18 protein-coding genes are annotated in these 21,346 nt (G+C 44.3%); 9 read left to right on the forward strand and 9 right to left on the reverse strand.

Features of this window, described 5'->3' with window-relative positions:
• The first annotated feature begins 6 nt into the window (after positions 1–6).
• Together ACL934_RS01400 and ACL934_RS01405 are read left to right on the forward strand one after the other, a co-directional pair.
• Entirely contained in the window at positions 7–966 is a 960-nt protein-coding gene (locus ACL934_RS01400; RefSeq protein WP_374076978.1) for a hypothetical protein, read from the forward strand.
• A complete protein-coding gene (locus ACL934_RS01405; protein WP_374076980.1) occupies positions 963–2,702 on the forward strand; it encodes a FliG C-terminal domain-containing protein in 1,740 nt (579 codons plus the stop codon). The genes ACL934_RS01400 and ACL934_RS01405 overlap by 4 nt, the downstream gene beginning before the upstream one ends.
• 28 nt (positions 2,703–2,730) lie before the next feature.
• On the opposite strand, the gene ACL934_RS01410 is transcribed toward ACL934_RS01405, so the two are convergent.
• Complete coding sequence (locus ACL934_RS01410; protein WP_413612952.1) at positions 2,731–4,482, reverse strand: SpoIIE family protein phosphatase; 1,752 nt, start codon at positions 4,480–4,482, stop codon at positions 2,731–2,733.
• A 35-nt stretch (positions 4,483–4,517) separates the two neighbouring features.
• Here ACL934_RS01410 and ACL934_RS01415 point away from each other — a divergent pair, with 35 nt between their 5' ends.
• Together ACL934_RS01415 and ACL934_RS01420 are read left to right on the forward strand one after the other, a co-directional pair.
• Positions 4,518–6,671, forward strand: coding sequence for a hypothetical protein (locus tag ACL934_RS01415; RefSeq protein ID WP_374076984.1), 2,154 nt, complete (start codon positions 4,518–4,520; stop codon positions 6,669–6,671).
• Complete coding sequence (locus tag ACL934_RS01420; RefSeq protein ID WP_374076986.1) at positions 6,655–7,866, forward strand: hypothetical protein; 1,212 nt, start codon at positions 6,655–6,657, stop codon at positions 7,864–7,866. The genes ACL934_RS01415 and ACL934_RS01420 overlap by 17 nt, the downstream gene beginning before the upstream one ends.
• On the opposite strand, the gene ACL934_RS01425 is transcribed toward ACL934_RS01420, so the two are convergent.
• Complete coding sequence (locus ACL934_RS01425) at positions 7,858–10,983, reverse strand: RCC1 domain-containing protein (protein WP_413612953.1); 3,126 nt, start codon at positions 10,981–10,983, stop codon at positions 7,858–7,860. The genes ACL934_RS01420 and ACL934_RS01425 overlap by 9 nt on opposite strands.
• Positions 10,984–11,195: 212 nt before the next feature.
• Positions 11,196–11,954 (reverse strand): substrate-binding periplasmic protein, encoded by a 759-nt coding sequence (locus tag ACL934_RS01430; protein ID WP_413612954.1) that lies wholly within the window; start codon positions 11,952–11,954, stop codon positions 11,196–11,198.
• Between the two features lie 24 nt (positions 11,955–11,978).
• On the opposite strand from ACL934_RS01430, the gene ACL934_RS01435 reads away from it, so the two are divergent.
• From ACL934_RS01435 to ACL934_RS01445, 3 genes are all read left to right on the forward strand, one after another.
• Positions 11,979–12,281: a peptidylprolyl isomerase gene (locus ACL934_RS01435; RefSeq protein WP_413612955.1), complete on the forward strand. Its 303-nt coding sequence runs from the start codon at positions 11,979–11,981 to the stop codon at positions 12,279–12,281.
• Positions 12,282–12,425: 144 nt separating this feature from the next.
• Positions 12,426–13,235 carry a transporter gene (locus ACL934_RS01440; protein ID WP_413612956.1) on the forward strand — a complete coding sequence of 270 codons (810 nt, stop codon included), beginning with the start codon at positions 12,426–12,428 and terminating at the stop codon, positions 13,233–13,235.
• A gap of 12 nt (positions 13,236–13,247) precedes the next feature.
• Positions 13,248–14,669 carry a methyl-accepting chemotaxis protein gene (locus ACL934_RS01445; RefSeq protein WP_374076996.1) on the forward strand — a complete coding sequence of 474 codons (1,422 nt, stop codon included), beginning with the start codon at positions 13,248–13,250 and terminating at the stop codon, positions 14,667–14,669.
• On the opposite strand, the gene ACL934_RS01450 is transcribed toward ACL934_RS01445, so the two are convergent.
• Together ACL934_RS01450 and ACL934_RS01455 are read right to left on the reverse strand one after the other, a co-directional pair.
• Positions 14,660–15,643, reverse strand: coding sequence for a hypothetical protein (locus ACL934_RS01450; protein ID WP_374076998.1), 984 nt, complete (start codon positions 15,641–15,643; stop codon positions 14,660–14,662). The genes ACL934_RS01445 and ACL934_RS01450 overlap by 10 nt on opposite strands.
• A 9-nt stretch (positions 15,644–15,652) precedes the next feature.
• On the reverse strand, positions 15,653–16,303 hold the full coding sequence (locus tag ACL934_RS01455) for a hypothetical protein (RefSeq protein WP_374076999.1): 651 nt from the start codon (positions 16,301–16,303) through the stop codon (positions 15,653–15,655).
• Positions 16,304–16,541: 238 nt separating this feature from the next.
• Here ACL934_RS01455 and ACL934_RS01460 point away from each other — a divergent pair, with 238 nt between their 5' ends.
• Complete coding sequence (locus ACL934_RS01460; protein WP_374077000.1) at positions 16,542–17,795, forward strand: hypothetical protein; 1,254 nt, start codon at positions 16,542–16,544, stop codon at positions 17,793–17,795.
• Here the strand turns inward: ACL934_RS01460 and ACL934_RS01465 are convergent.
• Entirely contained in the window at positions 17,776–18,663 is an 888-nt protein-coding gene (locus tag ACL934_RS01465; RefSeq protein WP_374077002.1) for a DMT family transporter, read from the reverse strand. The two genes, ACL934_RS01460 and ACL934_RS01465, sit on opposite strands and share 20 nt — an antisense overlap.
• A gap of 171 nt (positions 18,664–18,834) precedes the next feature.
• Here ACL934_RS01465 and ACL934_RS01470 point away from each other — a divergent pair, with 171 nt between their 5' ends.
• Positions 18,835–19,008: a DUF1328 domain-containing protein gene (locus ACL934_RS01470; protein ID WP_374077004.1), complete on the forward strand. Its 174-nt coding sequence runs from the start codon at positions 18,835–18,837 to the stop codon at positions 19,006–19,008.
• 42 nt (positions 19,009–19,050) lie between these two features.
• On the opposite strand, the gene ACL934_RS01475 is transcribed toward ACL934_RS01470, so the two are convergent.
• From ACL934_RS01475 to ACL934_RS01485, 3 genes are read right to left on the reverse strand one after another with little or no spacing between them, the layout of a single operon-like run.
• A complete protein-coding gene (locus ACL934_RS01475; protein ID WP_374077005.1) occupies positions 19,051–19,461 on the reverse strand; it encodes a glycine cleavage system protein H in 411 nt (136 codons plus the stop codon).
• 21 nt (positions 19,462–19,482) lie between these two features.
• Entirely contained in the window at positions 19,483–20,898 is a 1,416-nt protein-coding gene (gene glnA / locus ACL934_RS01480; RefSeq protein ID WP_374080414.1) for a type I glutamate--ammonia ligase, read from the reverse strand.
• A 38-nt stretch (positions 20,899–20,936) separates the two neighbouring features.
• A complete protein-coding gene (locus ACL934_RS01485) occupies positions 20,937–21,275 on the reverse strand; it encodes a P-II family nitrogen regulator (protein WP_374077007.1) in 339 nt (112 codons plus the stop codon).
• Between the last annotated feature and the right edge of the window lie 71 nt (positions 21,276–21,346).

The raw sequence follows: 21,346 nt of genomic DNA on the forward strand, positions 1-21,346 counted from the left end.
GGTTATATGAAAAAGGCTGTAGGAATTGTCATTATATTAGGTGCTCTGGGCGGGGGAGGTTATCTCCTGAAGGACCGTCTTTCTGCGAAGACAACGGCCACGGCGACAAAGAAAACTTCAGTGGAAAGCTGGGAAGAGTTAAAAAAATCCCACTCTCTGACTGTGAATACTCACATGGCTTCTCCAACAGGAAAAGCATGGCAGTCTCAAGACTTGGATAAAATTCTGACCCTCTTTGGCTCTGGAAAAATACTGGCTGAAAATCGAAATTTCCTACAGGCAAGTATCTTTGTTCTTGATGTGACTAAGCCTGAGTTTAACCCCGAGAAAAAAGAAAAACTGCATCAGATTCAAAAGCAACTGGTGGATTATATTGTTTCAAACAAGGTTCCTGTTGTCGGTGAGCAAGCTAAAGTCCATAGCTACGCAGCTAAAGTTCTTTTAAAACTGGGCCCGATTCCACAAGAGTCATTAAAAGAACTCGAAAAGTTCTATAATCATAGCAAAGACCGCCATCAAAAAGACATTGTGGCGGACATTCTTATTCGCACGATTCCTCTAAGCGAAGTTGGCAAAAAAATCGTGACGAAAATGATCGCTTCAAAAACGGATGTGAATGAGGGCTTGATGTTGTTGGGGCAGGTGCGCGATGCCGAAGCTCAAAAGCAGATGATGAATCAGGTTTATAACAAATATCCGACTTATCCCGAGAGCGTGAAGCCGTTTGTCTACAAACAACTCGTCGTGAATCATGGTTTAGTGACGGGTGATCTAAAAAAATATTTGAAAGATTTTTCAAAGAAGCAAGATCAGGATTGGAATGATGCCTTCTTGATGGGTGTCAAAGAGCTGGATTGTATTAACGACTTCCGCAGTGACGTGGAACGTATTGAGAGAGAAAGTCAGTATCCTCACATAAAAATGTTGGCGAAAGCTATTCTAACTAGTGGAAAAGGTGCGCAATGAAAAGGAATATATTCATCGCTTTAATATTCGTCCTATCGCCGTTTCTCGCGTTAGCGCAGTATCTGGAAGAGATCGGATCTCTTGAGACACTTTATGAAACAAGAGCACGTGCAGTTTTAAATACGATCCTTCGCCCAACGGATTATACCTTGGTTATCGCCGTTGACTTGGACCGGGACGAGAAAAAATTAAAAGAATTCCAAGACGAAGTGGAAGTTCAATATCTTCCGGGAATGCCGATGATGGGCGATGTTCCGGCATTGCCAAAAGCCATGAATAAGCTTCATGAAATGAAAGCCCGCACGGATATCAGCGTTGTGCTTTCAAGAAATGTCAGTCCCGAAGTTGAAAAAGTGATTAAAGACCTTTTAACCTCAAAGCTTCATCTAGATACTGCCACTGGCGACGTTGTTAGTGTTCGTCGTATTCAATTGCCTTCGGACCCTGTTCCACCAGAACCAGCTCCAGACACGCTTCCTGAGTTGAGCTGGAAAATGTGGACATTGATTGTCATCCTGTCTTTGTTAGCACTAGCGGGACTTATGTTCTGGGCATGGAGACGTGGCAAAGCGCGTGATCCGAATAAAGAGATTCAAGAAAATCACGACTACAAACACGAAGAAAAAGATCAGGACCCTGTTGAGGAAAAACCTGTGGATAATCCAGTTGTCGCGGCAACCGGGGCGCCAACAATTGACGACGAGCTTGTGGATTTCAATATGGAGTCCATCAAGCAGCACATTCTTGCGATCGCGGCTCAATATCCACAAATGGCCTCCCGTGCGATCACGGAATATTGCCTGAATGTTTCACCGAAAAATGTGACGGCGTTGATGGAGTTCCTGGGTTGGGATACATCAAAACAAATATTCACAGATATTCCGGCAATGGCTTGGGCTCGTATTGGCCATGCTGTGAAAGAGCGTAAAGAGGATCTGACAAAACCGGAAACAGAAAAAGCCGTGCGCGAAAGTTACAAAGCAATTCTTGCGGCTTATATCGAACACGAAATGTCGGAAGATGAAAGCAATCCGTTCTCTTTCATGCTGAAAATGAAAGAGGAGGAGCGCAGCCAGATTTTAGATAAAGAAACACCGGCGAATATTGCGGTCTTCTGTCTTCATGCTCCGGCGGAAGTGACGGCAGGTATTGTCGCAGGTTTAGATCCGGAAAAGAAAGTGCGTGTTCTTGCCGAACTTTCTCGTATTGAAAAACTTCCACACAATGTGGTGCAAGCGGTGATTCAGTCGTTCAATCAGAAGTTGACGGAAATGCGTATTCGTCCGGAACCTCGTGTTGAAGGTGCCAACGTTTTGGCAAAAGTAATTCGCGGTATGACAGCGGAAGAGGAAATGGATGTGATTGCTCTTTTTGCTAACGACAATCCGGATGAACTTGAAAGAGTCCGTCGCAGTATTCTGATTTTTGAGGATCTGAAGCTTGTTCCGACAGACATTCTTTCGGAAGTTCTTGGGCCTTATGAAGTGGAATCTCTTTATGCGGCTTTGTTTAAAACACACACGGCATTCTACAACCGCATCCTTTCAACTCTTCCAGAGAGAAAAGCCATGGTGGTTGAAAGAGAACTTAATGATATGATCATGATTCCACAAAGAAAAAAGACAGCGGAACTTCGCCGCGAGATCTGTAAAAAAGTGGAAGAGATGATGAATTCAAGATCTCTTCGCATTGCCGATCTGGTCGATGGAAATGTGAAAGCGGTGAGACTCGCTTAAAAAAGAAGGAGCCTTTGGGCTCCTTTTTTTATTTCAAAAAGACGTTCACGAAGGTGATGTCATCGGGCTGTTCAATATTTTCAGTATACTCTGCAATCTTACGACTGACTTGGTCATGCAGGCTTCTTCCAGATCCGCGATTGGCAGAATCGACAGCCATCTTTATAACTCCACGCTCTCCGAAGCCTTTTCCCTCCGCATCGACGGCATCCACTAGGCCATCCGTATAAACCATCAAGCCTTGTCCCGGAGTCATGACTACGGTTTCTGTACTATATTCTGTTGTACGTTCGTGGCCTAAACGCTTTCCGTTGGCATCGGTGAGATAAATGAGATCGCCCTTTTTTATTTTTTGTCCACTTTCAACCTGGGGAACGATAAAGGGAACATCGTGACTTGCATTCGAGTAAGTGAGCTTCTTTTCTGCAATATCATAAACGCAAGAAAAAGCTGTCATCATCTTTTCACCTTTGGCCACATCGCAAAGGACTTTGTTTAACATTCCGAGAACTCGAGATGGATCTAAGATTTTTTCATCCACGGCCAAGGAAAGAACGGACCGGGCTGCTGCGGTAATCAAAGCCGCGGGAACTCCGTGGCCCGTGGCATCTCCAACGAAAAGAAAGATTTTTGAGTCATCACAGTGATAAAACCAAAGATCTCCACCGCATTCTGAAGCTGGCTGATAGTATCCTTTAAGACTGTAGAGGTCGTGATCCACTTTGCTTTTTGGAAGCAAAGTACTTTGAACTTCTTTAGCCGTTTCAAGTTCAGCTTCCATCCGGGCTTTTTGTGCCGTTTGCGCAAGCAGAGATTCAATTTTAGATAACATGGTATTAAAGACTTGTGCCATTTTTCCAACTTCATCTTTGGATTGAAGACGAAGTGGTTTAGCGGTCCCGCTGGCTGTAAACTGACTCATCCCACTTGCTAGCTTCGAGAGATTCTGAGTCAATGAATCGACACCAAAGAACATCGCCAATAGACCTGCAAATAGAATAATCACGGAGACCATCAAAGTTTTATTCATCGTTTTTTTTACGACGGCGAAAACCTGATCCTTATCGAAAACTTGGAAAACATACATATTGAGTTGCGGGACTTGCTGAAATGAAACTAAGTAGTTTCGACCTGTGGTACTTAGATCTTTTACTCCACTTGCTTGGCCTTCCATCAACGGAATGATTTGTGCGCGTTGATTCGCCAAACCCGAGAAAGCGCCGGGAAGATGAAGTTCTTTTCTTCGTGTTTCGTAAAAACCAATTAAGGGATTGTTGAGAGACTGCTTAAGATAAGGAAAGTGAATTTCGCCATAAATATAAAACTCACCCTGGCGGAAGAAGACGCGAAGCCATTCGGGATTATTAAAGTCGGCGTCAGTTGAAACCTGTTGATCTTGAGTGGCCAGCAGTCGTTGTTTAAGAGCGGGAGCTAAACTTAAGTCAGTTCCAATATAGTCGACGAGTTGAAGCTCCGATTGCACTTGGCGATAAAGAAAAATGCGACCCCAATTATTTTGCTGAGCGAGCTGTTTGATTTGCGGAGAGAACTGCCCGGTTGTGGCGTCAAAAAAAAGTAAAGCAGTGCGAATCTTTTCAAAGCTCGTTTGATAATCTTTTTGAATTTTTTCTGCTTCGTTACCTACTCGGTCCAGAGCCGTCGAATATAAATAAGATCTTTTGTCGGATAGGAAGGCATCTCGATTGATCAAAAAAATCGTCAAAGAGGAGAGGACCAGAAGAATGGAAGTGATGATTAAAAATTTCAATTTTATTGGCATCGTTGATCCGTATCAGACATAATTGTCTCTAAGCTATGAATAAAAAGATTATCATCTCTTGTATTATCGGATTGTCTCTTGTGTCTTTGTTCTTGGCAAAGGAATACCTATTTAAAGCCACGGTCAGTGAGCAAAGCCTAGGTGTTCCTCTCGCAGAAGTTAAGGATATTCAAAACGAACTTCGCTACAAACATGCGAGCAATGTTTTCTGGGATCAAGCCGCAAAAACTCAAAAACTTTACAACGGCTCTGAAATTTTCACCGGAAGTTCCTCGCAAGCACTTCTTGAAATGAAGAACAAGGATTTAATCCGAGTTCCGCAAGAAACTCTTTTGCGTATTACTGAAGATGCAAAAAGTCCTGGACAGTTGGCTTTAAATCTAGAAAAGGGTTCCCTGCGTATCGAAGGTGGCAAAGACAGCAAGGGTTTAAAACTGAGAGTCGGAAATGAGAATTTAGAGTTTTCTCCTCAGGGATCTTTTGGGCTCTTTGTAAAAAAAGAAGAAAATGGAGAGCTCAGTGTTTCTGTCGCTTCAGGAAGTTTATCAGTTAAGAATGGTGATCAAACGAAATCACTTGGCGTAGGTCAAGCCATTCGTTTAAAAGCTCCTTCAGCGGAAGCCGCGGTTCCACCGTCACCGTCACAATCTGCATCACCGACCACAACCGAATTAGGTCACTCCGGAGAGAATGACAAAGCGGCTTCAGAACAGAAAAATCCGAAGGTTCAGCTCACTGAAGTTGAAGGAAATAAAATTGAACTGATCTATCCTCCTTCTAACAAAATTCTGTATGGACAAGGTTTGGAATTCTTTAAATGGAAAACCCACAGTAATAAAAAGTTAGAGCTGGAATACAGCAAGAGTTCCGACTTCATGACGGACACACAAAAGATCGATGTTTCGGGATTGAGTGACTCTGTGATTCCCCGTGATCTGCAGACGGGAGAATATTTCTGGCGGGTGATTTCTTTTGATAACGAGATTCCACAGTTTTCTGAAACGTGGTCATTTCGCGTCGAGGGCCTGAAAGGTTCTGAGGCACAACCAGCCCAACTGGTCTTTAAAGAAAGAGGAAAATGGAATCTTGTGGTTCCGGTGAAGGATGCTAAACCTCAAGAAAAATATCATTTCCAAGTCAGTAAGAAAAAAGACTTTAGTGAAATCTATGACGAGTACGAAGGATCTTCTCCGTTAAAAACGTTGATCGAAGAGCCAGGAGAATTTCATGTGCGTCTTAGAAAAGCATTTAACGGAGGAGCTTACTCCGACTGGTCAAAACCTGTTCAGCAAACGGTCCGTCCTCCTTTAGATCAACCTCTTTTAAATAAGGGAGAAGAAAGACTAGGCGCTTCCGAACAAGTCGAAATGCATCTGAACTGGCAGGAAATTCCCTATGCAACAGATTATTTGGTGCAACTGGCGGACACGCCAAAATTTGGCAATGTTCTAAAAAATATCATTGTCGCAAAACCGCCGTACCTGTTTAGGCATTCAGAATCGAAACCGGGATTCCTCAGAGTGATTGGCAGATCAGTCGAGGGAGAATACTCGCCTTCTTCCCAAGTTTATCAGGTGAAGGGTCTTGTCAGAGGGCCAGCCATTGAAAAGAAAGAGGTTTTGCCATCTTTGTTTGAAACGCAAGATTCGTCTCCGCAATTTCATTTATTGTGGGGGCATCGCTCACAAGCAAAAAAATATCGAATTGAACTTAGTCGCGATGCGAAGCTTGCAGATGCAGAGAACCTGGAAACCGATAACGTTGAGATTTTTAGAAACGTTTCTGCGGAGGGTTGGTACTATTTTAGAGTATGGCCTGTGGGCGATGCAGAAAAATATTTCTTTATTCCAACACCGATCCTGGCTGTGTCCTTTGCTAAGCCTGGAAATCTGATTCAACCCAAAGTTATGACGCCCAAAAAGAATGAGGTCTTCCTTGTTCCCCGTGGAGTGCCGGTTTCTATCAAATTCTCTTGGTCTGAATCTCCGGAAAATGAATGGTATGTTCTGCAAATGGCGCAGAACCCTTCCTTTAACAGTCCTATTGAAGAAAAAATTCAAGCACAGGAATACGTTCTAAAAAAACCTATTCCGAATGGTCAGTGGTATTTCCGCATTAGAGGAAGAAATAAATATCAAGCATCAAACTGGAGTGACACAGGAGTTTTCTATTTTGGCGTCTCTCAGTAAAACTCTTTTCTTTTTTGCTTTTTTCTTTTCTATGACGGCCGTGGCGCAAGAGGCTGCCAGTCGCGCTATTCTGAAGATCGTGCCATTTTCTACTTTGCAAAAGCATATTCATCCCTTTCAAACAGATTGCCGGAACGTCTTGCGCGAACCGAAAGTTCAATGGGATCAGTTCGAAGTCATTCGCATTAAGTCGCAACAAACATTGCAGCTAAAAATCTCGGGTGAGATCTTGGAAGGTTTGGACGTTCAATTTTGGAGTCGCAAAGTTTCGCTTTTTGGAGAAGACCAAAAGCCTCTAAAGCCGGTCATTTTGCCCTTGGTGAATTTGCCACTAAAATCTGAAACGGGCCGCTTTCTTATTTCTCTCAACGTCCCTGAAAAAGCCGACGCGATTGTCGTGCCTTTGGAATTTTTCGGGGAAGATCGTTTCCGATATCTAGTTAAAATCAAAAATATTCAAAAAGAGATGACGGCCGAGGCGACTCCGATTTTGGATAAGCGCGGAAAAGATTTTTGCCCAAGAAATTTGATGTGGGCAGGAATTGGATTGATGGGTGCTGCTCAAAAACAGGATACCAGCCCCGTCGTCACAACTTTGGATTTGTCTTCCTTTGGTTTTGACAATTTAGCCATCGAACGAAGATGGAACTGGAAGGTCGACAGATCCATTCGTCTTTTCGCAAGCACAGGTACTTTTACTTTTAATAACTTCCTCAATGTCTCGGGCAGTGAGCGAATTTATGACGTCAAAGGAGACGTCGCGTTTACGCGAAGACATTGGAATTACAAAAATCCTCTTTTTAAAGTTCAATACGGTTATTTACTGGGTGCGGAGTTGGAACGTCGCCCTTACGCGGTTATTCGCAACGCCAGCGAGGGAGCGATCAGCGTAGGTCAGCATGTGAGCGCCGCTATTGGCGGATACGCCGAACTTTTTTCTCACGACAATAAATGGTACACCGAAGTCGCCATGCGTTTTCATCCGTTATACATGGGGCTGGATCATACTTATAGCGGTATGGGGATATCTGGATCACTGGGAGTGGCAAAGCCTTTGAGCTACGAAAGATCCATTGGCATTTACACTTACGGAAGTATGTTTCAAGGTAAACACAGCGGCTCTGATGAAAAAGACAACTCAGATGTCTTTATTTTTCAAACTCATTTGGAGTTTCGTTACGGTTGGTTATTTTAAAACGTAAGAGGGTGTTCTCACGACAAACTCGTCATGGGTTTCACCAAATAAATTTGTACCCCAACATTTAAGATCTCCCAAAGATGAAATAGCGCAAATATGTCGACCGATATTCGCATCAGGTTGATTACTGACGCTAAGGTTTTTAACAACACCAAATTGAAATGCGTAGATCGTTGTAGGGTCATTGAAAAGAGTGGCGAGAGTTGTGTATCCGCTGTTATTAATTCCCCAACATTTGATGCCTTCAGGCATGGCAGCACAACCGTCAAAGAGTCCCAATGTCATTGTTGTTGCGCCAGCAAGTTCCGGCACCGTTGTAGGTGTATAAACTTTTGTATCAGCAGCAACGGAACTCAGAGGAAGAACTTTATAGGCGCTGCGAGTTCCCCAACATTTCGTGGTGCCATCATGAATGTAACAGGCAGCATACTGACCGACGAAAATGTCGATGTTCTTGGTTGTCGTAATTGTTTCAATAAGAACGGGAGTTGGCGTTGTTGTTTCAGAGCTTCCGACGAGGCCACCACTTCCTAAGCCCCAACAGTAGATGCTTTTGGTTCCGGCTCCCACGGTGACGGCACAGGTGTTGGCATCACCGTTGGCGATTTTCTCAACTGAACTGAGCGGGATATCCGTAGGATAACTTCGACTAAGTCCCGAAAATCCTGACTGACGGTAAGCATTGTTGCCCCAACATTTTGCCGTACCCGTCGTCGTGATGGCGCAAGTCGTGTGTGATGCCGCCGAAATGTCTTTGATGGCGGGAAGTCCTGGTGTCCCCGCAGGGTATGTCGCTGGAATTTCATAGGGAGTATTTCGAAAGCTTGTAGTCAATGTTGTTTCGTTATTTCCAATCTGTCCGGCGCCGTTGTAGCCCCAACAGTACATCGCTCCACTTCCTGAAAGAGCACAATAGTGGGATAAGCCTCCGACCAGTTTCGAAATGTTTGAAATCGGCAATTGGTACCCCATACGTGTCACCGGATTCTTGGTTCCATTTCCAATTTGTCCAAGGGAATTGGCACCCCAGCAAACCACAGTTTTATTTTCTTTTAATGCGCATGTGCTGTTAGCACCGTTAACAACTTGAATGAATTTTTCTGTCGAGCCAGCCGGATTCAAGGCGACTGCAAAATAAGAGTTTCCTGAGTATCCGTTGCCGATCTCGCCAAAAATATTCATGCCCCAGCATTTTATTTTTGATGTCGATGTTACCGCACAACCCGTATTGTCTGTTAAGGAGAAGTCTATTGCACTTTCTCCAAGAGCGACTTTCATAGGAATGGCGCTTTCGACAAGATTGGTTCCCTGTGGAAGACCTCCACCCCAGCACCAAAGCTCTCCGTTATCGAGTAGAGCACAAGAGTTTTCTGCGGAGGCAATGACTTTGACAGCAAGGGCTGTTCCTACAACAACCTCATTGGCGTTAATCCAATTCAATGACGTGTTGGATGTTCCACGTTTTGTATAAGTGTGAGATCCCCAGCAATAGACTTTACCTGATTCGGTCAAGGCACAACCATGAGAAGTCGAGTCCCTATAACTTGTTCCAACTGATATCTGAGTCACATTGTTTGGAAGACCAGAAATGTATGTTTTAGTACCTGTTGTCGTGTAATCAATGTCGCCCCAACAAGTGACTTCTCTAGTGCCTGGAGACGTTTCATCAAGAGCACACATCGTATCTAAGCCACCTGCTATATCGAGAGCTTTCGTAAAACTGTGGATTGCGGTGGGAGTATAGACTGTTGAGGTGCCAACGGTGCCACCCAGTCGATAATTTTTTCCGTATCCCCAGCATCGAACTTGGTCGTTGGATTCGATGACACAAGTGACACCCTCCATAGTCATGACTTTTTTTAAATTTGAAAGAGTCGGGTGTTTGAAGGGAACGTTGCGAGACGTTGTGTCGCCGGTTCCGAGCTCTCCATTGGGGTTCGTACCAAAACAATAAAGATCATTCGCACTGTCGAGTACGCAAGTATGCGGGCTCATGCCTCTGCCGACCGATGCAATATTGGACAGTCCTGAAATGGGGGAGGGGTTGAGTTTCGAAACAGTGGCGCCGTTATCGTAAAGACTCGTCCCCCAGCATTCCATGGTGTTATCGGTTTTCAAACCACAGACGTGACCTCGCGCCGCCGTCACACCTTTATATCCCGTGGCCACAGTGGTAGGAACAACAAGTTCCGTATTAACAAGGTCCACGGTTGCTTTCTGATTTACAGCCACAGCATTAGTGGCGTCGGTGACTTCAATGTCGAAATTCTTATTCGGACCATTTTGGTATTTAGAAAGAATCGAAAAATAGATTTTGCCCGTTGTGCTTCCAGATGGAATGACGGTCGAGGACGGAATGACATCTGGATAAACGAAATCAATCCCGGCAATGGCGGAATTTGAAATAGACTTTGATGAAACCGTGATGTCGGCGCCCGCAGCGCGTGACAGTGATACAGAAACGTATCCCATGGATTGTTGAACATTGTAGGGATCTGGATCAGTCACTGTGAGAATAGGTCCGACAATAAAAGCGGGGGACGTTTTTTCTTCACTGATATTGCCAACCTTGTCGGTGGCTCTGATCACATAATAGTAGCTGTCGGTCTCCACATCCGGCAAATTAACGTCGTTGAAATAAAGTGCATCGGCACTTTTAACGGCCCAATCTTTAATGACAACGTTACCCGCCGTTTTTAGAAGTTTGATTTCATATTTGGCAACGCCAGAGAGGTTGTCCGTGATCGTGGGTAAATTTAAAGTGGCTGACTGAGTTTGCAATGAACGGGAATTCTTTAACGTCAAACTTCCTGAAATGATCGGAGCTGACTTATCCATCATGATCTTGGATTTTGTGCATGCACTTTCAAAGCCGTCTTTGTTGCGGACTCGTACAGAAACAGTGTGTTCACCTTCGATATTGGGAAGAGTGAGAGTTTTCGAGCTTTGATATGTTTCCCAAACACCAATGCAAGAAGTGCTAATGGATAAAGACATCTCACTGAGTTCTTGAGACGCTTCAATACTGACAGGAAGAGAAGTAGTTCCGATGTAATTGCTTCCACTATTAAGCTTCAGGGAAATAGACGGCGTATTGTCATCTGAGAAAATCAAACTCAGATCATTCTTGGTGGTGCAGGAGCTTAATAGAAAAGCTCCGAGAATGAGGGAATAGTGCGTCCTAGTCATACAGAACTATTCGGAGTTCCCTATGCAATCTCAATGGTTTAGCTGACACAATTCTCAGTGTGAGACGTAAAGACCGTTCCTAGAAAATGACCTAAGGAATGAACTTCAGGCCCAAAGTGTAATAATAAAAGAGATGTTTATGGATGTTTATATGAAATACCTTTTTTCCTTAAGACATTACTCCAAGAACCATCTTTCAAAATGCCATCGATCATCTTATTGATGTCGGCGGCTTGGATGGCTTTCTGCTCAGTGCTCACTAGAATCCCCAGTTCATAAATTTGATCGAAGTCTTTTGAGATCATTAATAGTTTTTGATCTTCGGGGTTTTCATGAAGATAAAGATCTAAATACTCTTTTGGAACGACGGCAATGTCAGCGCGTTTGCTGATGACCGCACGGATATTGCCATCATGGGTATTGGTGAATTCGATATTGAAACCCTTGATCGCTTTTGCTCCGGTGGAGAGCCCTAGAAAACCATAATGATAGCCGCGAATACCGCGAATCTTTTTACTTTTAAGATCTTTAAAATAACTTTGGGTTCTTTGTGGGCTATTCAAGGCAACAAAGACTTCGCCACCTTTATGAAAAATTTTAGAACTCTCTACAAGTTCAGGACTCCAGCCCCAAGATTTGCTTTCGAAAGCGATGATTTGATACCGTCCCGTCCTCAGATCATGATATCTTCGGGAGGAAGAGGTTGGGACAAAGCGGAAGGAATACTTCGTTTGTTTTTGATTTAAAAGTTCAATCAAATCCAACGTCAAACCGTGATACTCGTTCTTGCCCTTGTTCATCACATACGGAGGAAACTCGTAGCCGCCAACAAGGACGGGCACGGGGGCAGACCACGCGGAACAACTGAATAAGAAGAGTATTAAAGCGACTTTCACATTTCGAAGTTAAGGAGTGTGGAGGTGAGGGTCAAATTAAATAGCGGAGGAAGCTTGAAAATCCGGGCAAGTCACATCTTAGTCCAACATCAGTATGAGGCCGAAGACCTTCTAAGAGCATTAAAGAGCGGAAAACCGTTTGAAGAGCTCGCAAGAAAATATTCTCGCTGCTCTTCTGCTTCTACTGGCGGAGATCTGGGAACTTTTTCTGAAGGACGCATGGACGAAACGTTTGAAGAAGCCGCGTTTTCATTAAAGGTGGGAGAAGTCACTTCCAGACCATTACGCACTAAATTTGGTTATCATATAATTAAACGGACCGCGTAATCCCATAGCCAGTCCAACGTCTTAATTAATGTAGAGATCTGATCAAGATACACTTCCTAAGTGTTGTTCTCTTGTTGAAACCTTGTTCAATATAGATTTTCCTCGGAAATATCGGAAGAATATTCTCAATCATCGGGGGGATTGATGCGCGGACTTTTTTTTCTTGGAATTCTATCTGTATTTGGAAGTATGACGGCAATAGCAGCGGAGGTTGTAAAGGATAACTCCTTCCTCATCGAAGAAGCCTACAACCAAGAGCCGGGCGTTGTGCAATTTATCCAGGCCTACCAATATTTAGATCCGGCTCATGAATGGGGATATACATTCACAAATGAAATTCCTATTACCGACGAGACTCATCAATTCTCGTATGTCATTCCTGTTCTAAAAAAGAATGGCGCTGTAGGTGAAGACGATCAGACACAGATCGGCGATGTTCTATTGAATTACCGCTATCAACTTATGAACACTGAGATGATCGCGATTGCTCCGCGTTTCTCTTTAATTGTTCCAAGTGGCGACTATAAAAAAGGTTTTGGTAATGGCGTGGCGGGTTTTCAGTTTAATCAAGCGATGTCGATCACTTTTAATGACAGATGGACGAACCATTGGAATGCAGGTTTCACTTATACCCCGGATGCTAAAAATACTATCGGTGAAACGGCATCTCTATTTGGTTTTAATTTTGGAACCAGCGTTGTTTATAACGTGACACCTAAAACGAATCTTCTGTGTGAATTTGTTCTGAACAGCAACGAGGTCGTAGCTGGACAGGATCTGAAAGAAACCGAAACGACTTACTATGTGGTTCCAGGTATTCGCACAGCTTTCCAAGCAGGCGAAGAGACTGAAATCGTTCCGGGAATCGGGGCCTTGTTGGGCCTTGGACCGTCCGCTGTCGAGCATGAGAGAGGCGTCTTTGTCTATCTTTCAATCGAATCAAAACTTTGGTGATAGGTGTGAAAGATGGGTTTGACCCTTAAAAAACAGCTTTGGTTTTTGTGCGGCGGTTTTTTGATTGTACTCAGTGGAGTGGGAGCTCTTTCCTTTGTGAACTCCACTCGTCTCATGGAGCAATTTGATAACGTCGCCAATGTGCAACTTCCTGCGGTTCGCAACATGACCCTGGCCGACATGATGCACGATGGTCTCCGCTCTGTCGTTTTGGCGTCGTTGATCGCATCGGAAGAAAATAACACGAAAGATTTGGAAGAGATTAAAAAGGAGTCTGAAGAAAAATCTGAAGACTTCAAAAAATATCTTTCCGCTTTAGAGGCTCTTCCTTTAAACCAGGATACTAAAAAAGCCATCACGGAAACGAAGCCTGAGATGGAACAATACATCGAGCACACGCGTAAAATCGTCAATCTTGCTTCGTCTCAAGGATATAAGGTCGCGCTGTCTGAACTTCCAAAGTTCAACGAAACTTTCAAAGTTCTCGAGGATAAAATGGAAACTCTCGGGGAGTTGATCGAAAAAGATGCGGCTGTCGCGCACGAGTCGGGTGGGGCTTTTCGTGCTATCAACTTAATTATTTCAATTGTAGGTGGTCTTTTTTGTTTGGTCGGTGGAGCTTGGGTGACGACAAGTTTAGTTCGTCGTATGTCCTCTTTTGCTGGAAGAATTGAAAATACCGGGCAATCATTATCGGAAACTAGCACACATCTGAACAAAGCGAGCCAAGACCTTGCCGGAGGCGCGACCGAGTCAGCGGCCTCATTGGAAGAGACAGTTGCTTCCTTAGAAGAACTTTCCAGTATGGTGAAGTTGAATTCTGAAAACGCCAAGTCTGCTTCGACATTATCTTCGGAAAGTTTTGAAGCCTCTAAGGCGGGGGCAGAGTCCGTGGAAAAGCTGATTCAAAGCATGGACGCTTTAAAAAGTTCTGCGGCAAAAATGGAAGAGATTATCCAAGTCATTGACGATATCGCCTTTCAAACAAACTTGCTTGCACTGAATGCCTCCGTCGAAGCCGCTCGCGCCGGAGAACAGGGTAAGGGTTTCGCGGTGGTGGCAGATGCGGTTCGCAGTCTTGCGCAGCGAAGTGCGGATTCCGCTAAAGATATTGCCAAAATGATTCAAGAAAGTGTCGTAAGAATTCATGAAGGTGGGAAAGTCGCTCATCAAAGTGGCGAACTTCTGGGAAAATTTTTAGGATCAGCCCAAAAAGTTTTGGAAATTAATAACGAGATTGCAGGCGCCAGCCAGGAGCAGGCACGCGGACTCGGTCTTATTAGTGAGGCGATGAATAAGTTAGATCAGTCATCTCAACAAAATGCTCAAGTCGCACAAGAAGTCGCACATACCAGCGATCAGATGTCGAATCTGTCGGAGGGTATGCAACAACTTCTTGCCGAGCTTAAGGTTTTAGTGGGTCGTCAGGTTTGACGACCTTTCCAGTATTGAAGATTCTGTTCAATCAACTGCAAATTGTATTGAAGACGTTTCTTCTCTTCTTCTACAAGACGACGATCATCATTTTGATCCTGTCCGACATTTCGTTCGTCCATGCGCATCTGTGATTGGGCTTTTTCGTAAATAGAAGTCCACAAATTCATTGCGATCAAACGATCCAGTTGTTCTTGGGGTTGCATATCTTCAGGCAATTGTTTGCCGTCAAAGCCAATCAACCCGCGAGATTTAAACTGAATTTTGTCAGCAAAGCGCAAGCGAGCAATGAAGTCGACCTTCTTGACGTATTTCATGGCCTCTTCAAGCTTTCCGACATTGTCGATGGAAGTCGAAAGAATGGACTCTTTCAAAAGGACGTCGCGAATGAACATCGCGCGCAACATCAGAAATGAATACGCGGTCTCTTCAAAGCGTCGGCCGCCTTCGTGATGTTGGCTCACGATGTAGCGCTGAATCACTTCCTGCACAACTTCCTGCGGAGTAAATCCTGCGATCACTTGCAACGCCGTGAGTTTTGCCAGTTTTTGGATATTGATCTTATTGATTTGTTTTTTTGTAAATGGAACCTCTTCACCCGTGGCTTCATCAATATCTTTATTGGGAAGGGCTTCGTCCACTTCCTTAAGCCACAAATATGTCAGCTCAACCAGTTCTTCTGATGTTGCGGCTTCCGCAAATTTTTTCCCATAGGGCATCAGTTTAAAAGGCACAGGAGTCAACGTGTCTTGATTCTCTTCTTTGATAAGGTTTTCAAGAGGAATAAGCAATGACTGATCGTGAACACCTTTGTTTGTGACCTGCATTTGTTCCAACATTTTTCTCATGTTGGCATTTGTTTCATCCATTTTGCCGGGAACTTGTTTTGTTCCGTCCAAAGCCTCCTGCAAGTCGCAGGCGGCTAAGGAGAAAAGTAAAATAACCGAAAGAAGGACCTTAGTAACCAAATCCATTGAAGTCTCCTACGGATTTAAAAGCTCGTTTTTAAGAGCGGCAACCCCATCATCAGAAGGAATTCCCAGCCAGATAGTGAAAACTTTTTGCGTCAAGCCGCGCTCGCCAGTGATGCGAGTTTGTTTTCCCGTCGTGTCTTCATAGATCAGGGTTTCTGAACCGTCCGAGTGTTTTTTAACCAGAACAGTTAAGCTTCCACCCGAAGTCGCATCGCCACCCTTGCCAACCGCACTAAGAAAACTTTTGATAGCTGGATTTGTCATATCTACTTTATTAACACTGAAGGCATCTCGCAAAGATGTTTGGACTTTGTCAGCCTCGACGGTTCTTAGGAATGTCATTTGTAGAGCGACCATTTCACTGTCATCCAAAGATTTCAGAGCTTCTTTGTCTTTTTTTACAAAGCGCTCGGGGCTGCTGACGAGAATTTGCGCCACGTAAACTTTCACTTTTGATAAAAGAACTTTTTTCCAGCGCAGGCCGGCACCGACTGTGCCCAACTGAACTTCTGATTTTTCAAACTGTGTTGTCGCCGATTTAGAGATGTTCACCCCCTCAATGCTGTGGGTTCCTTTTTCCATTTTTAATAGAGCCGCGTGGCTTTGAGAAACAGATAAAACCAAAACAGGTGCAACAATCCAACGTGCAAGCGCTTTCATAAGATCTCCTTTTTATGTGTAGGCGAAGAGATACGGCAAAGCGCTTCGTTCGTCCCTTTATAAATCCGCAACCAACATTTCACTTCCGCAAGCAGTCCTAAATAAACAGGAATACTTTTATTTTTATTAATTAGTTTTTCATTCGGGAAAAAAGTCCTGAAAAGTATTTGGACGGTCCGTGAAACATTCAATTTCTAATATGAGTCGACCGAAGACCTCTTTGAAAGAGAGGTCATTCATGTTTGAAACCACACATGCAACGAAGTTCATTGTTCTCCTTTCGCTTGTAGGGCTCATGGCATGCGCCCGTTCAGAAGATTGGCCGGCACTCGATGAATCCGGAGATGAAATAGCCTCCGTCGTCGATGGTGAAGAAACTACAAACGCGACGCCAACTCCGGCCCCAGCTCCATCGGCAAGCCAAAAGCTCTTACTCAGTCAGGCTATGACTGTGCGCTATGAAAAATCCGGCATCTTAGAATCTAAAGTCGAATTACCCGAAGGAACTCAAATTGAAGTTCCCCTCAACTATGAAGTTAAACATTTGGACTATCGCAATTCGAATGGCGGCATTGAAAGATCCAGCACGGGTTTTCTTTACCCCATAAAAGTTGTCTCCGTCGCCCCTCAGTATGCGTCTTCATTTCCACAAAGTAAGATTGACGACATCAATCGCACAGCGGGCGGGCTTTTTATTTTTGCTTCGCTTGTGGGAAATCTTGAAGGAACGAATGGCAGCTTTGCCGTTGTTTCTGCAGCCACTCCGGGTGCTGGCTTCTTGAAGTACTATAATCCTTCAGGAAAACCGAAGTTCAAGTACACAAACTCTGTGACGAAACGTTTCGGTCCTCGTCTAAATAAAGGCATTGATCCGAATTCTTTGTCAGCTTTCGATAAAGCAAAATGGCAGAGCATTTATAATGAACTAAAAAAGGCCGTGAATCGCACGGTGGCGACACCGAAATCTTATTTGATGATGGATAAAGCCAAGGCGACTCAAGCTTCCATTGATTTTGAAAAGAAGGGCATCATTTCCACAGTCGGTGCTTGGAGTATTGCGACTCAAGGAACAGCAGTTCGTCATGGATTTCCCAACGTGCCTTGTGCGGAATTTCAATCGGAACTTTTAAGACAGGCCTATCAGCGTGCGGGTTATCGTGTTACCGATGACTTTAATGCCACCAAAGGGAACAAACTCATCTGGTCGAATACGGCGGCCGTTGTGAATTTCTCTATGGCTTTGTATAAAGCAGGCTGGGTGGCTTGGGATTCTACTTTGTATCGTCCGATTGTGGGTTCATTCCTTATGAATGGATCGGGCTTAACACCGGGACATACTTATACGTCAGCAGGTGACGATGGCATGCTCATCGTCGACAATGGAGCCCCTCAAGGACGCGATCTTAGAAAAACAACAGAGAAAACAATTTCCATCATGTACCAGACGGGAGTGTTCTTCCTCCCTCCGGGGATTAATCCGCCCGTTTGGTAAGAGTCAGCACATTTCCTAGTAAACACAGCAGGACGCCCACAAGTATGTAGGGCGTCCATTTGAAATTCTCAAAGAAACTGGAAAGCACAAGCGCAATCACGGGCGAGATGACACTGGTGTAAGCCGCTTTTTCCGCGCCAATTTTTCCTGCTAAAGAAAGATAAGCACCAAAAGCGATCACCGAACCAAAGAGTGCCAGATACAATAATGCCGCCAGGAATTTCCCTGTCAGAGGAATCGCCAGATTGTCTCCGTGGATCAGGGCTACGAGTAAAGTGAAAAGACTTCCATAGAGCATACCCCACGTGTTTGTGACAACGACAGGAATGCGCAGTTGATAACTTTTTTGCGCCACCATATTTCCTGTGGAAGCTGATAGCGTTGCCAGAAACCCGACAAGAAGTCCCAAAATTGTTTTTGAATTGGGATCAAAGTGCAAAATCTCGTTTAGAAAAATAAAGATGATTCCGAGTCCGCCCAGCAAAGAACCGAAGATCACGTTTTTCGTGATCGGTTTTTTAAAGAACAAACGCATGCCGAACATGTTGTAGTAAACTAAGGCCGTAAAACTTAAGGCCACAAGCCCCGAGCTGATCATAGTCTCTGCGATATAGGTCAGCATGTAATTCACGGAGAACATGAAAATACCTTGAGCTGCAAAAAGAACGTGCTCTCGTCGTGAGTATTTTAAATTTTGTTTTTTGAAGAAACAGAACGCAAAGAGAATGGCCGCCGCCAAAAGAAATCGCCAAAACACCGATGTCACCGGAGAGGCGGAGTCAATTTGGAAAGTGATAACCAACCAAGTGGATCCCCAGATTATTGTACAGATAGAGTAGAGAATCAGATTTTCGAAACGAGAATTCATCTTGCTTGAGTCCTGTATGTAACTTGTTTGTAACAGAGGACAATATGAGGGTCACTTTCTAACTGTCGCCTCACAGAGTATTCACTGAATTTTATCAAAGACGCTCAAGGGGCATGCGCTTTTTTCCATACAGGATGATAATGGTTGTGAGCTAAATAGAAAGGGGGCCTTATGCTAAGAGCTGCTATAATCTTTTTTGTTATAGCTATAGTCGCCTTCATTTTTGGAGCATCAGGGATTGCGGGTATGTCGATGGAAATCGGCCGCTTGTTATTACTGGTTTTCCTGGCTTTGGCGATTATCAGCTTTCTTATCAATCTTCTGGGGCGGAAGGGTCAGCGGTGACGACTCTCAAAGAAAAAGCCCCGGTGGACCGGGGCTTTTTTATTAATCTTCATCATCTTCGTAATCGTCGTCTTCATCCTCGTCGTCGTCGTCCTCATCCTCATCGTCTTCATCTTCATCCTCGTCGTCCATGTCTTCATCAGCTTCAAGGCGGATGAGCCACCCTTCTTCGTAAGGATCTTCCATAATGATAGACGGATCTTCAACAACTTGGCTGTTCACTTCGATCACGGTTCCAGAAACAGGAGAGTAGATGTCGAGCGGGCCATCATCTGTTTCCAATGTTCCGATAACAACGTCAGCATCAATTTTCTCTTGTTCAGCCGGAAGCTCAACAGAGCTGATTTCTTCAAAGTCCTCAAGACCGTCTTCATTGATTCCGATCGTGATAATGCCATCTTCCTGGCGGACCCAAAGATATCCCATAAAATTTCTAACGTCGTCTGATGCCATATTCCTCTCCTGCCTGTCGTACTAACAATCGTAGTATAAATGGAACTCGTAGGGAACTGGTCTTTGTTGAACAGGACGCACTTCCTTATCGATTTTATACTGAACCCAAGTATCAATAAGATCTTCGCTAAAGACATCTCCTTTTTTCAGGAAGCTGCAATTTTCGCGAAGATTATTCAGACTTTCTTCCAAAGTTCCAGGAACTGAAGGAATTGCCGCCGCTTCTTGAGGAGGAAGTCCGTAGATATCCTTATCAAGAGGGTCCCCTGGGTGAATTTTATTGATGATACCATCTAGACCCGCCATTAAGATCGCCGCTTCTGCCAAATAAATGTTAGCCGCTGGATCTGGAGTACGGAACTCAATACGTTTTGCTTTTGGATTTGGACCAGAATTCGGGATACGCATTGCCGCAGAACGGTTTTTAAAGCTGTATGCCAATTTTGTCGGAGCCTCAAAACCTGGAACCAAACGTTTATAAGAGTTTGTCGTTGGATTGATGATACCGCAAAGAGCCGGAGCGTGTTTCAAAACGCCGCCGATATAATAAAGAGCCAATTCAGAAAGACCTGCGTATTTATTGCCCGCAAAAAGGTTCTTTCCATCTTTCCACAATGACATATGGATGTGCATTCCAGAACCGTTGTCTCCGAAAAGAGGCTTCGGCATGAATGTCGCCGTTTTTCCATAGCGTTTTGCCACGTTTCTCACGATGTATTTGAACCACATCATTTTATCGCCCATGTTCAGAGCTGTATCGAAACGGAAGTTGATTTCGCCTTGACCCGCAGAGGCTACTTCATGGTGATGACGCTCGACTTGCATTCCACATCTTTCAAGTTCAAGGCAGATTTCACTGCGCAAGTCTTGTTGAGAATCTGTAGGCAATGCTGGGAAATAACCCTCTTTAGAGCGGATTTTGTAGCCCAAGTTCTTGCCACCTTCGTCGCGACCTGTGTTCCAAACGGCCTCATCGCTATCAATCATATAGAAAGCAGAGTTGCTAGTTTGTTCGTAACGAACATCGTCGAAGATAAAGAACTCAGCTTCAGGCCCGAAGTAAGCTGTGTCAGCGATACCAGTTGATTGCATGTAAGCGATCGCTTTTTTCACCACTTGGCGCGGATCACGATTGTAAGGTTGCAGAGTTTCAGGCAGGCACACGTCACAAAGAATAGAGAGTGTAGGCACTTGCATGAAAGGGTCCATCATCGCTGTTGAAGGATCTGGCATGATCACCATGTCTGATTCTTCAATGCCTCTCCATCCGCGGATAGAGCTGCCGTCAAAGCCGAAACCATTTTCAAATGTTTCGTCATTGAGCTGGTGTAGAGGAACGGTTAAATGTTGCCAAGTTCCGATAAGGTCACAGAACTTGAGGTCTACCATCTTCGCGCCTTTTTCATTGGCGAACTTCAGTACGTCTTTTCCTGTCATTTGGGTCATTTGGGCCTCCGAGCCTTGCTAAAACTAATTTATAAAGCCTGTTCGTCCTTCTCACCGGTGCGGATGCGAAGGGCTGACTCCACAGGAATAACGAAGATTTTTCCGTCACCAATTTTTCCCGTGTGAGCTGTTTTTCTAATAGCTTCGACAGCACTGTCTACAAGAGCGGCTGGCAAAACGATTTCAATTTTTATTTTTGGCAGAAAATCGACAACGTATTCCGCACCTTTGTAAACTTCAGTGCGACCTTTTTGTCTTCCGAACCCACGAACTTCTGAGACAGTGATCCCTTCTACGCCGACCTCAGAGAGAGCATCGACCACATCATCGAGTTTGAAGGGTTTGATAATGGCCTCAATTTTTTTCATTTAACTTCTTCGTGCTAAGGGAAGTCCTAAATCAACTTTTGAAGAGGATAGCAAAGGTCCTGAAGAAAGCA

Origin of the sequence: Bdellovibrio sp. HCB-110, assembly GCF_047323225.1 — a bacterium.
GTDB lineage: Bacteria > Bdellovibrionota > Bdellovibrionia > Bdellovibrionales > Bdellovibrionaceae > Bdellovibrio.